Genomic DNA, 12755 nt, shown 5'->3' on the forward strand with positions numbered 1-12755 from the left:
TCACCATGCGAGTGGCCGCGAGGAGGATGCCATGGGGGTGATGGTTGCGATGCAGACGGGGCATCAAGCTTTTGTCGATGAGCTCACCTGTCTCGCCGCCAGCACCGCTGACCAGCGTATTCGCGCGATCACGGAGCGGGCCGCGCGACCTTTACGGGTGGCCGTGCGGGGACGACGCGGGGTCGGCCGCAACACGCTGGCGCGGGCATTGGACGGCGCGGGAAGCGCAGCGGGGCTGTCTGCGACGTCCGGCGGCGACCCCGCCGACGTGGTGGTCTACGCCCTTGCCGAAGTGGTCAAGCCCGAGGATCGCGCAGGGATCGCCGTGCTCGAGCCGACCGAGCGTCCGGTGCTTGCGGTCCTGACCATGGCCGACAAGACCGATGTCGTCGGATTCGCGGGTGCCGGGCCGATGGCCGGGGCGCTGCAGCGGTGCGAGCTCTTGTCGACGCTGGCCGGCGTGCCGGTGGAGCCGATCAGCGCACTGTTGGCAGTGGCCGCGCTCGACGATCTCGATGAGCGGTCCTGGTGCGCCTTGCGCGCGCTGGCCGCCCATCCAGCGGCCGGTGCCGCCCTCGATGGCTCCCATGCCGGCTTTCTGTCCGCGGATCTTGGGGTGCCCACCGGGCAACGGCTGCGATTGCTGGAGTCACTCGATCTGTTCGGGGTCGCGATCGCCATCGAAGCGTTGCGGCGCGGTGCGGCCCGGACGCAGGTACGGGCGTTGTTGCGCAAGATCAGCGGAATCGATGCCGTCGTCGCGAACGCGGTCGCCGCCGGTGCCGGTGTGCGCTACGGCCGGGTACTCGAGGCAGTCGCCGCACTCGAGGTCCTGGCCGTGGCGGACGAGCAAGTCAGCGAGTTCCTGGCCGGTGAGGCCGCCGTGCTGGCCCGCATGTCGGCCGCCCTGGATGCGGCGTCCACGTGGGGGCTCGACCCCTTTGGTGCGGCCGTGCCCCCTGACGATCCGGGCGCCCAGCTGCAGCGGGCGCTGCGCTGGCGGCGCCACCGGTCTCAGCGCGGCCCCGCCGCTGAGAGCCCGGACAGTGACCTACGGCGTTGGTGCGGTGCCGACATCGTCAGGGGATCGCTGCGGCTCTGGTCCCGGGCCGCGGGATCGCTGGCGTGCGCGGGTCCGCCGGAGGGCGGGCGGCCGCGGTGATCGGCAGCGCCCACCACGAGGCGGTGGCCCGGGTTGACGAGCTGGTCCTAGCGATCGGGCCGAAGCTGGGTGCGCCGTCGATCAACCGGCGCGATGTGGTGCTGGTGACCGGTCCGTGGCTGGCCGGGACGAGCAGTGTGATCACGGCATTGCGGCGGCGGTTGCCACAGCACAGATTTGTTGAATCGCCGCGGCTGGGAGCCGGTGCTGTGCCGCCAGTGGTGGTGTTCGTGGTGTCCGCGGCGACTCCGATGACCGAATCCGACTGCGCATTGCTGGATGCCGCCGCCGGTCACACCGATGTGGTGATCGCCGCGGTGACGAAGATCGACCTGCACCGCACCTGGCGGGAGGTGCTGGCGGCGAACCGCGCCAAGCTCGCCGCCCACGCGCCGCGCTACGGCGCGGTGCCCTGGGTGGGCGTCGCCGCCGCGCCACAGCTGGGCCCACCGGGAGTGGACGACCTGGTGGCGACCGTGCGAACCGAGCTGGCGGCCCCCGATATCGCCCGGCGCAACAGGCTGCGCGCCTGGCACGCCGGGCTGCTGCTGGCCGGGCAGCGCTTCAACCGCGACGCCGCGGGTGCCGGCAGGCGGGCGCGCGTGGACGGATTGCGGGAAGAGCGCGGCTCTGTCCTGCAGCGGCGGCGTCAGGACCGGACCGGGCGCACCATCGCGCTGCGCGGTCAGATCCAGCAGGCGCGGGTCCAGTTGTGCTATTTCGCGCGCAGCCGCTGTGCGTCGGTGCGCACCGAACTGCAGGAGGACATCGCGGGGCTGGCCCGGCGGCGGCTGGCCGATTTCCAGAGCTATGCCCGGGGCCGGATCGACGAGATTGTCACCGAGGTGGGCGATGGCATCACCGCCCAGCTTGTCGACGTCTCGCGAGAGATGAGTTTGCCGGTGGACTTCCCGCCTGCCGACCCGCTGCCGGCCGTTGCGATGCCCGCCCCGCCGTTGGCGTCGCGGCGGCTGGAAACGCGGTTGATGATGGTCTTGGGTGTCGGTTTTGGACTCGGTGTGGCGCTCACGCTGAGCCGGCTGCTGGCCGGGTTGGCTCCGGGCCTGGATCTGGGGCTGACCCTGGCCGGAATCCTCGTGTGTGTCGTGGTGGGCCTGGCCGTGGCCCTATGGGTGGTGCGCACCCGCGCCCTGCTCGCCGACCGTGCGGTGTTGGAACGCTGGACCGCTGACGTGTTGTCGTCGCTGGGCTGCACGCTGGAGCAACTGGTCGCCAGCCGGGTGCTTGCCGCCGAAACACTGTTGGCCACCGCACTCTGGGGCAGCGACGAGGCCGCGAACGCGCGGGCGGCCGCGCAGGTCAGCGCCATCGACAGCGAGTTGCGTGAGCATGCCAGGGCGGCGGCTCGTGCCGCCGCGCGACGCGACCGCGAGATGCCGACAATCCGGGCCGCGCTCGAGGCGGTGTGTGCGGAACTGGGCGAATCGGGTACATCATCGGGTACCGCTACGCCGGGAACCGCCACGGCCGGTGGTGGGGCCGGGCTTCCGCGACATTCTGAGGCAAATGGCCGCGATTTCGGGAGTTAGTGAGGCTTTCTGAATCGGTCTTGTGAGGAGGCTTATACTCGCCCACGGCTTCCCCCACAAGTGATGCGCGATAACCTGTATGAAAGCACTACCGGGTCGAAAGTCGTGCCGGCAAAAGCTTGAGCAGACCTATCGCATCCCAAGAAGTCGATGGCAAGTAAGTAAACCAAAGAACCGAAGTAACAGAATCCAGGAGAGTTCGATGACCTCAGCGACCATCCCCGGTCTGGACACCGCGCCGACTAATCACCAGGGGCTGCTGTCCTGGGTGCAGGAGGTCGCCGAACTGACCCAGCCCGACCGGGTTGTTTTCGCTGACGGTTCCGACGAGGAGTTTCATCGGCTCTCCGCGCAACTGGTCGACGCCGGTACCTTCACCCGGCTCAACGACGAGAAATTCCCGAACTCCTACCTAGCTTTGTCTGATCCCTCCGACGTCGCGCGGGTGGAATCACGCACCTTCATCTGTTCCGAGCGCGAGATCGACGCCGGCCCCACCAACAACTGGATGGACCCGAGCGAGATGCGCACGCTCATGACCGACCTGTACCGCGGTTGCATGCGTGGCCGCACCATGTACGTGGTGCCGTTCTGCATGGGTCCGCTGGGTGTGGAGGACCCCAAGCTCGGGGTGGAGATCACCGACTCCGAATACGTCGTGGTTTCGATGAAGGTGATGACCCGCATGGGCACCGCCGCGCTGGAGAAGATGGGTCAGGACGGCTTTTTCGTCAAGGCACTGCACTCGGTCGGCGCGCCGCTGGAAGACGGTCAGGCGGACGTGCCGTGGCCCTGCAGCGACACCAAGTACATCACCCACTTCCCCGAGACCCGGGAAATCTGGAGCTACGGCTCCGGCTACGGCGGTAACGCGCTGCTGGGCAAGAAGTGCTACTCACTGCGGATCGCCTCGGCGATGGCTCGTGACGAGGGCTGGCTGGCCGAGCACATGCTGATCCTCAAGCTGATTTCGCCCGAGAACAAGGCGTACTACATTGCGGCGGCGTTCCCGTCGGCCTGCGGCAAGACCAACCTGGCGATGCTGCAGCCCACCATCCCGGGCTGGCGCGCCGAAACCCTCGGCGACGACATCGCCTGGATGCGGTTCGGCAAGGACGGCCGCTTGTACGCGGTGAACCCGGAGTTCGGTTTCTTCGGGGTGGCCCCGGGCACCAACTGGAAGTCCAACCCCAACGCCATGCGCACCATCGCCGCGGGCAACACGGTGTTCACCAACGTCGCGCTGACCGACGACGGCGAGGTCTGGTGGGAAGGTCTGGAGGGCGACCCCCAGCACCTGGTCGACTGGAAGGGCAACGAATGGTACTTCCGCGAGACCGAGACCACGGCCGCGCACCCGAACTCGCGGTACTGCACCCCGATGTCGCAATGCCCGATCCTGGCCCCCGAGTGGGATGACCCCCAGGGCGTGCCGATTTCGGCCATCCTGTTCGGCGGCCGCCGCAAGACCACCGTTCCGTTGGTCACCCAGGCACGCGATTGGCAGCACGGTGTGTTCATCGGCGCCACCCTGGGCAGCGAGCAGACCGCCGCCGCCGAGGGCAAGGTCGGCAACGTGCGGCGCGACCCCATGGCCATGCTGCCGTTCATGGGCTACAACGTCGGCGACTACGTCCAGCACTGGATCGACATCGGCAAGAACTCCGACGAGTCCAAGTTGCCGCAGGTCTTCTTCGTCAACTGGTTCCGTCGTGGCGAAGACCACCGCTTCCTGTGGCCCGGCTTCGGCGAGAACAGCCGCGTGATGAAGTGGATCGTCGATCGCATCGAGCACAAGGCCGGCGGTAAGACCACACCGATCGGTACCGTTCCCACCGTCGAGGACCTGGACCTGGAGGGGCTGGACGCCAACCCCGCCGACGTGAGTGAAGCGCTCGCGGTCAACGCCCAAGAGTGGCGCGAAGAGCTCCCTCTTATCGAGGAGTGGTTGCAGTTCATCGGTGAGAAGCTGCCGACCGGCATCAAGGACGAGTTCGACGCGCTCAAGGAGCGGCTGCGCGACGCCGAATGACGTCGCAGCATGCAGATTCGCCAGCACGTCGGGGCGGATAAGCCTGCAGTCATTCTGCATTCGTCGGGGACGGTAGTCAGTTTCGACGAACTGGAAGCGCGGGCCAACCGGCTGGCGCATCGGTTTCGCCGCGCGGGACTGCGCGAGGGCGACGCCGTGGCCATCCTGATGGAAAACAACGAGCACATCCACGCGGTCATGTGGGCGGCTCGACGTAGCGGGTTGTATTACGTACCCATCAATACCCATCTGACCGCGGCCGAAGCCGCCTACATCATCGAGAACAGCGGTGCCAAGGCCATCGTCGGTTCGGCGGCGCTGCGCGATACCTGTGCCGGTCTGGGCGAACATCTTCGGGCGGGCCCGCCCGAGCTGCTGATCCTGGCCGGGCCCGAAGGCTGCCTGGCCGGCTGGGAGCCCTATCCGCAATGCGTGGCCGATCAACCCGACACTGCGATCGACGACGAGCTCGAGGGTGACCTGCTGCAGTATTCGTCGGGAACCACCGGACGGCCCAAGGGAATCAAGCGCGAACTACTCCACGTTGCCCCGGATGCTGCGCCCGGGATGATGTCGGCCCTGGTTGGCTATTGGATGGACGCCGACTCGATCTATCTGAGCCCGGCGCCGCTCTATCACACCGCGCCGTCGGTGTGGTCGATGAGTGCGCAGGCCGGCGGAATCACCACGGTCGTGCTGGAGAAGTTCGACCCCGAGGGGGCGCTCGAGGCGATCCAGCGCCACCGGGTAACGCACGCACAGTTTGTGCCGGCCATGTTCACTCGGATGCTGAAACTTCCTGAGAGCATTCGTAATTCGTATGACGTATCCAGTCTGAAGCGAGTCATGCACGCCGCCGCCCCGTGTCCTGTTGAGATCAAGAAACAGATGATGGACTGGTGGGGGCCGATCATCGACGAGTACTACGCCTCTTCGGAGGCGATCGGCTCGACATTGATCACCGCCGAAGACTGGCTCGAGCACCCGGGTTCGGTCGGCAAACCCATGCAAGGCGGCGTGCACATCCTCGGCGCCGACGGCGTCGAGCTGCCGCCGGGCCAGGCCAGCGAAATCTACTTCGAAGGCGGCTATTCCTTCGAGTACCTCAACGATCCGTCGAAAACCGCCGCCTCCCGCGACAAGCATGGTTGGGTGACGGTGGGCGACGTCGGCTACCTGGATGACCAGGGGTACCTGTTCCTGACCGATCGCCGCCACCACATGATCATCTCCGGCGGGGTCAACATCTACCCGCAGGAAGCCGAAAACATCTTGGTGACCCATCCCAAGGTCATGGATGCGGCGGTGTTCGGCGTACCCGACGACGAGATGGGCCAGCGCGTGATGGCCGTCGTGCAGACCGTCGAACCGACCGATGCGACCAGCCAGTTCGGTGACGAACTCATGGAATGGCTGCGAGATCGTCTGTCGCACTTCAAGTATCCGCGATCGGTTGCCTTCGAGGCGCAGCTGCCCCGCACCGACACCGGCAAGCTCTACAAGAACGGACTGATCGAAAAGTATTCGGGATAACCATGTTCGGTGTGGTTGACCTCTCACGTGCCCCGGATGCCACCCGTGCTGCAGGCGAAATCTCGGCTCCGGGGGTGACCGTGGCGCACGGCTGGGCCAGCGAGCTCGCCGAAGCCGAACCATGGTTGAGTGCGGCAACTTTCACCTTGGCCGAAGGCCCGTGTGCCGACCGCAAGGTGATCACCGTGGAGTCGGTGTCACAGACTCTGGCCGAGCTAAGGCAGCGGTGCCAACGGTGGCCGCAGGCCAGCGCCGTCTGCGACGACGTGCTGCGCACGATAGATCCCGATGGCCCGACACTGGCCGGCGTGCTGACCGAATCGCTGGCCTATTCGACATTGCAGGCCGGGCCGGAGTTCGCTCGCTGGCTCGACGAACGCGGACCCGCTGACCTGCCCGACATCGCCGATCCCGTGCAGACCGAGCGCGACGATGACACCCTGAGAATCAGATTCAATCGGCCCCAACGGCACAACGCATTTTCCGGCGATGCGCGGGCCGCGCTGCTGGAAGCGCTGACCGTAGCCCAGCTGGACCCCTCGGTGAGCGGGATCGTGTTGAGCGGCAACGGTCCATCGTTCTGTAGTGGCGGCGATCTGGCCGAGTTCGGTACCTTCGCCGATCCCGCCAGCGCTGATCTGGCGCGCACCAGGCACAGCCCGGCGCTGGCGCTGGCTGCGCTCACCGCCCGGCTGGGCCGGGCCTGTCGCGCCGAAGTGCATGGCCGGGTGCTGGGTAGTGGCCTGGAAATGGCCGGGTTCTGTGGGTGGGTGCAGGCGCATCCGGATTCGGTATTCGGCCTACCGGAACTGAGTCTGGGACTGATCCCCGGTGCCGGCGGCACCGTCAGCGTGACGCGTCGAATCGGACGCTGGCGCACCGCATATCTGGTGCTTTCCGGGCGAACCATTGACGCCGGCACCGCACGGGACTGGGGGTTGGTCGACTCGATCGCGGTCACCGGCGACTAGCCCACCAAAGGTGGCTGCCGCCTAGCCGTGTTGATCAGAAGTCGGAATACGTGGTGATGGTGGAGGGAGTGTTGTGGTCCACCGAAACCGCCACCAGGATAAGGGCGATGTAAATCACCGCAAAGGCCACCGCGACCACCACTCCGCCGATTGCGCTGATGATGGCCCACTTCTTGGCGCTGGCGGAGGCAGCCTGCGCCTCGGCGTAGCGCCCTTGCGCCCACAAGCCGGAAACCTTGGAGGAGTAGACGATCGAGACGATCCCAAGGGGCAGGCAACAAAACAGCGTGGTCAAGATCGCCCAGATGAGGTAATTGTCCGGCTCCGGTGCGTAGCCCGGCTGCTGGGCCGGCCAGCCGGGTTGCGGTGGCTGCCAGCCCGGCTGCTGACTCTGCGACTCTGGGGAACCTCCGTAGGGCCCTGGCGGATAACTCATGGCGGCTGCCTTCCCTCGGGTTACCTGTGGTCCAACAGTGTTGTGCCGCGCCGCTTTGCTGGTGGGCGAAGTCAGGCAGCAAATATACCGCACGGGCGCTGCGGTGGCGGTTAGATTCCGCCGCGGGCTATCAGTTGTCTGGCGATCACGTTGCGCTGGATTTCGTTGGTGCCTTCGCCGACGATCATCAGGGGTGCGTCGCGGAAGTAGCGTTCGACGTCGTATTCGGTGGAATAGCCGTAGCCGCCGTGGATTCGGACGGCGTTGAGCGCGATTTCCATGGCGGTTTCGGAGGCGAAGAGTTTGGCCATGCCGGCCTCCATGTCGCATCGCTGGCCGCTGTCGTAGCGTTGGGCGGCGTAGTGGGTGAGTTGGCGGGCGGCGGTGAGTTTGGTTGCCATGTCGGCCAAGTAGTTTCCGATGGCTTGGTGTTTCCAGATCGGTTGGCCGAAGCTGTGGCGTTGCTGGGCGTAGGCCAGGGCGTCGTCGAGTGCTGCGCTGGCCACGCCCAGGGCGCGGGCGGCGACCTGGATGCGGCCGGTTTCGAGTCCTTTCATCATCTGTGAAAACCCTTGACCGGGTTGGCCTCCCAATATCGCGGAGGTCGGTGCCCGGTAGTTGTCGAAGGACAGTTCGCAGGCTTCCACGCCCTTGTATCCCAGTTTGGACAGGTCGGCTGAGATGTTCAGGCCGGGGCCCGGTTCCACGAGCACGATCGAGATGCCGTGGTGGCGGGGTGTGGCGTGGGGATCGGTCTTGCACAACAGGGCGATCAGCCCGCTGCGGCGGGCGTTGCTGATCCAGGTCTTGGCGCCGGTGATCAGCAGCTGGTCGGGTCCGTCAGCCATCGCGGTGGTGGACATGTTTTGGAGGTCGGAACCGCCGCCGGGTTCGGTCAGGGCCATGGTGGCGCGCAGCTCGCCGGTGGCATGGCTGGCAGGTAGGTGGATTTTTGTTCGTCGGTGCCAAAGAGCATCAGCAGTTTGGCCACCACGGTGTGTCCGCCCATGGCGCCGGCCAGGCTCATCCATCCGCGGGCCAGCTCCTGGGTGACCTGGACGTAGCACGGCATCGACACCGGCGATCCGCCGTAGGCTTCCCCGATGGCCAGGCCGTAGATGCCGATGCGTTTCATCTGCTCGATCCAGGCCTGGGGGTAGGTGTTGGCGTGTTCGACCTCGCGCACGCTGGGCCTCACGTCGCGGTCGATGAAGGCCCGCACGGTAGCCACCAGCATCGCCTCGTCCTTATCAAGCTGACTGTCTGCCCGTTGGTTGTCCACCGTTATTGCCCTCCGTATTGACCCTCGGTTCGACAGCCTGCCAGCATGTGGCGTTGTGCATACTGGGTACATGGGCATCCGTGAGGGCGGGCCCTACTTTGACGACTTGTCCGTGGGTCAGGTGTTCGACTGGGCGCCGGCGTTGACCCTGTCGGCCGGCCTGGCGGCCGCCCATCAGGCGATTCTGGGGGACCGGCTGCGGCTGGCCCTGGACAGCAGCCTGTGTGGCGCGGTAACCGGCGCACCGGCGGCGCTGGCGCATCCGGGGTTGGTGTGCAACGCGGCGATCGGGCAGTCCACCCTGGTCACCCAGCGGGTCAAAGCCAACCTGTTCTACCGCGGGCTGACCTTTCATCGGTACCCGCTGATCGGAGACACCATCTACACCCGCACCGAGGTTGTGGCGCTCCGGGCCAACACGGCCAAGCCGGGCCGGGCGCCGACCGGAATGGCCGCGCTGCGGATGACCACCATCGACCAGGCCGATCGACTGGTGCTCGACTTCTATCGCTGCGCGATGCTGCCGGCCAGCGCGGACTGGGATCCCGCCGGCGCCGCCGACGACGACCTGTCGGGCATCGGCGCCGACGCGAAGCCACCCGCGATCGATCCGACGGCGCACTGGGATGCCGAGGCCTACCGCACCCGGGTCCCGGGGCCCCATTTTGACGCCGGCATTGCGGGCAAGGTCATGCACAGCACCGGAGATCTGGTCAGCAGCGCGCCCGAGCTCGCCCGACTCACGCTCAACATTGCTGCCACACATCATGATTCGCGGGTGGCTGGGCAGCGGCTGGTCTACGGCGGGCACACCATCGGCCTGGCCTTGGCGCAGGCGAGCCGACTGATGCCCAACCTGGTCACGGTGCTGGGGTGGGAGCACTGCGACCACACCGGGCCGGTACGGGAGGGCGACACCCTCTACAGCGAGTTGCACGTCGAGTCGGCGGAGCCGACCGCCAACGGGGGCGTGCTTGGCCTGCGTTCGCTGGTCTACGCCGTCGGCGACTCGGAGCCCGACCGCCAGGTGCTGGACTGGCGGTTCACCGCACTGCAGTACTAGCTGAACTCCCGGGCTTGTTTACCGGCGATTCCGGTGGCACCGGCCTGGACTGCGAGCAACATGGTGGTGTGAGTGCGGTGCCATCCCGCTGGGCCAGCAAGTGGGGAAGTAGTGGGCTGGCCTACCTGACCGGTTTGCCCGGCGGGCCGCCCGACTTTTCGCGCGCCAACATTTTGGGACGCGCCGAAACGATTGCCGCCGACGCGGCCACCTTGCTGACCGGGCGGGCCGGTCTGCTCGGGCTGACTCGCCGGGGCCGGGTCTCGGCGGGCGGCGCCACCCGGCTGCTCGCGGCCGCCGACGGCTGATTCGCAATCACACTGTCGCGCCCGGACGATGTCGATGCGGTCCCCGCGCTGCTGCGGGCCGACGAGGTGCCCGACGACCCATGGGGATCGCTGCAGAGGTGGGCCACAACGCGTCCCAAGTCCGCCATCATCAAACGAACCGAATTGCTCGACATCCCGGCTTCCGCCCTGGGGGAGGCCTACCCCGCCCCGCCCCGAATCCGTCGGGCCGGAGCGCGAGCTCGCGCGCGTGACCCCGCTGGTCTGCTCGTTGCCGATTTGTCGTCCATGTGGGCGGGCCCGTTGTGCGGTCAGCTGCTGGCCCGGGCGGGAGCTACCGTGGTCAAGGTCGAAAGCCCGCGCCGGCCGGACGGCACACGCGCCGGCAACCGCGCCTTCTTCGACTGGATGAACGCGCAAAAGCTCTCCTACTGCCTGGATTTCGACGACGATGCGGAAGAGCTGCGCGAGCTGTTGGAGGCCGCGGACATCGTGATCGAGGGTTCGCGTCCCGCTGCCCTGGCGCGACGCCGGCTCGGCCCGGAGCACATCGCAGCGCGGCCCGGGCGAATCTGGCTACGCATCAGCGGATATGGAGAGCACTCCCGGCGGCCCGCTTTCGGCGATGATGCCGCCGTGGCCGGTGGCCTGGTAGGAGTCGCGGCCGACGGCCCGGTGTTCTGTGCGGATGCCATAGCCGACCCGCTGGCCGGACTGGAGTCAGCCCGGGCCATCACCGAATCGCTACGGCGCGGGGGTGGTGAGCTCATCGACGTCTCCATGGCCGGCGTTGCCGCGACGTATGCCGCACTGCCCGTGGGGGCCGCGGCGGCCACGCATCGGGCCTTGCCGCCACAACCGCCGGCGCCGCCGTCGCGACCCGCCGCCGCGCTGGGGGCCGACGGTGACCTGGTGCGGCGGCTGGTCCGCGAAAGGGACGGGCACTAGTGCTGATTCGGCGAGCCACCTTGCTGGATGGGTCCACGGCCGACATCCGGGTGTGTGCCCGCATTCAGGAAGTCGGTCAGGGGTTGGTCGCACGGCCGGGGGAGCGGGTGCTCGACGCCGCCGGCCAAACCGTGCTGCCCGGCCTGCACGACCACCATGTGCACCTGCGCTCGGCCGCCTCCGCCCTGGATTCGCTGACTCTGGGGCCGCCCACAGTTGATTCCAAAGAGAAATTTCGGCAACACCTTTCGAGCGCGCAGCCCGGTCCGGACGGATGGATCCGCGCCGTCGGCTATCATGAATCCGTTGCCGGACCACTGGACCGGACCGTGCTGGATGCGCTGGTGCCGCACCTTCCCGTGCGCGTTCAGCATCGCAGCGGGGCGCTGTGGATCCTGAACTCGGCGGCACTGAACCGGATCGGGCTGGCCGGTCATGTCGACGGCCGCCTGCGCAGCGCCGACTCCGACTGGTCGGATGCTTTGCCGCGACGCAAGACCGACCTCGCGGCGCTCGGTGACCGGCTCACCGCGGCCGGGGTCACCGGAGTCACCGATGCCACACCGGATCTCAGCGACGAGGACATGGCCGCACTCACCGTTGCGCATCAGCGCGGGGAGTTTCGTCCGCGGGTCCGGTTTCTTTCTCCCGGCAAGAAGATCCTGCGTCACGATCACCTGGACCTGGAAGCGCTGATGGCCTGGATCACGGACTCGCATGGCGCCGGACAACCCGTTGCCATCCACTGCGTAACCGCGGCTCAGCTGGTCGTGACGATCGCGGCGGTGCGCGCCGTGGGCCGCCATCCGCATGATCGAATCGAGCACGCCGCGGTGGTGCCCGATGACCTGGTGGCCGACTTGGCCGGGCTCGGGCTGACGGTGGTGACGCAGCCCAACTTCGTTGCCGAGCGCGGCGATCAGTACCTCGACGAGATCCCCGCCGCCGAGCACGGGCAGCTGTGGCGGGTTGCTTCACTGTTGAATGCAAACGTGCCGGTGGCCTTGTCCACCGACCTGCCGTTCGGGTCCGGCGACCCGTGGGCGGCGATGCACGCCGCGGTGCATCGCAGGACCCCTCGCGGGGTCGTTCTGGGCGTCGATGAATGCGTCACGGCGCGTGCGGCTTTGACCATGTTCTTGGGCCGGCCGGATCAGCCGGGGCGGGTGCGTGCCGTGGCCGCCGGTCAGCCCGGGGACCTCTGCGTGCTGGCACAGACACCGGCGGTGGTACTGACCGAGCTGGACGCCAGCCTGGTAAGCGCGACGATCATCGGTGGCGAAGTCGCCTATGCAGCCTAGCGCCGCCGGCACCGGCCTGGCGGTGCTCACAGAGTTCGGTACAATGGCGCAGTCGCCGACGGACCGGGCAATTATTCCTTCCCTACCGCCAACGATGTGTCAGCAGATCTTGGGTTTCGGCCCCAAAAAGTGTGAGTTGCGCCCAAATTTGCCTACTTACTGAACCATTCCGCCCCTTGTCTACGTAGCT

8 protein-coding genes and 2 pseudogenes are annotated in these 12755 nt (G+C 67.2%); 8 read left to right on the forward strand and 2 right to left on the reverse strand.

All coding sequences use genetic code 11. The annotated features are described in order from the left end of the window. The first annotated feature begins 31 nt into the window (after window positions 1–31). The 5 genes from CKW46_RS04555 to CKW46_RS04575 all read left to right on the forward strand — a co-directional run bounded on the left by CKW46_RS04555 (window position 32) and on the right by CKW46_RS04575 (window position 7248). The gene (locus CKW46_RS04555; RefSeq protein ID WP_482052882.1) at window positions 32–1162 is read left to right on the forward strand and encodes a hypothetical protein; all 1131 of its coding nucleotides are present in this window, start codon (window positions 32–34) and stop codon (window positions 1160–1162) included. Then, on the forward strand, window positions 1159–2712 hold the full coding sequence (locus CKW46_RS04560; RefSeq protein WP_482053360.1) for a hypothetical protein: 1554 nt from the start codon (window positions 1159–1161) through the stop codon (window positions 2710–2712). Before CKW46_RS04555 ends, CKW46_RS04560 begins: the two co-directional genes overlap by 4 nt. Before the next feature lie 202 nt (window positions 2713–2914). Then, entirely contained in the window at window positions 2915–4744 is a 1830-nt protein-coding gene (locus tag CKW46_RS04565) for a phosphoenolpyruvate carboxykinase (GTP) (protein WP_015354206.1), read from the forward strand. A gap of 9 nt (window positions 4745–4753) precedes the next feature. Then, window positions 4754–6277, forward strand: a complete 1524-nt coding sequence (fadD4, locus tag CKW46_RS04570) for a fatty-acid--CoA ligase FadD4 (RefSeq protein WP_482052883.1) — start codon at window positions 4754–4756, stop codon at window positions 6275–6277. A 2-nt stretch (window positions 6278–6279) separates the two neighbouring features. Beyond that, entirely contained in the window at window positions 6280–7248 is a 969-nt protein-coding gene (locus CKW46_RS04575; protein ID WP_482052884.1) for an enoyl-CoA hydratase/isomerase family protein, read from the forward strand. Between the two features lie 34 nt (window positions 7249–7282). Here the strand turns inward: CKW46_RS04575 and CKW46_RS04580 are convergent, their stop codons facing one another. After that, window positions 7283–7684 (reverse strand): CD225/dispanin family protein, encoded by a 402-nt coding sequence (locus CKW46_RS04580; RefSeq protein WP_015354209.1) that lies wholly within the window; start codon window positions 7682–7684, stop codon window positions 7283–7285. 110 nt (window positions 7685–7794) lie between these two features. After that, window positions 7795–8921, reverse strand: a pseudogene (locus tag CKW46_RS04585) (acyl-CoA dehydrogenase family protein). A 100-nt stretch (window positions 8922–9021) separates the two neighbouring features. Between CKW46_RS04585 and CKW46_RS04590 the strand changes: the two are divergent. The 3 genes and pseudogenes from CKW46_RS04590 to CKW46_RS04600 all read left to right on the forward strand — a co-directional run bounded on the left by CKW46_RS04590 (window position 9022) and on the right by CKW46_RS04600 (window position 12565). After that, the gene (locus CKW46_RS04590; protein WP_012392431.1) at window positions 9022–10029 is read left to right on the forward strand and encodes a MaoC family dehydratase; all 1008 of its coding nucleotides are present in this window, start codon (window positions 9022–9024) and stop codon (window positions 10027–10029) included. A gap of 14 nt (window positions 10030–10043) precedes the next feature. Continuing rightward, a pseudogene (locus CKW46_RS04595) lies at window positions 10044–11264 on the forward strand (CoA transferase). Next, window positions 11264–12565 carry an amidohydrolase family protein gene (locus CKW46_RS04600; RefSeq protein WP_482052885.1) on the forward strand — a complete coding sequence of 434 codons (1302 nt, stop codon included), beginning with the start codon at window positions 11264–11266 and terminating at the stop codon, window positions 12563–12565. Before CKW46_RS04595 ends, CKW46_RS04600 begins: the two are co-directional and overlap by 1 nt. Window positions 12566–12755 lie beyond the last annotated feature (190 nt).

Origin of the sequence: Mycobacterium liflandii, from assembly GCF_022354805.1 — a bacterium.
GTDB lineage: Bacteria > Actinomycetota > Actinomycetes > Mycobacteriales > Mycobacteriaceae > Mycobacterium > Mycobacterium marinum.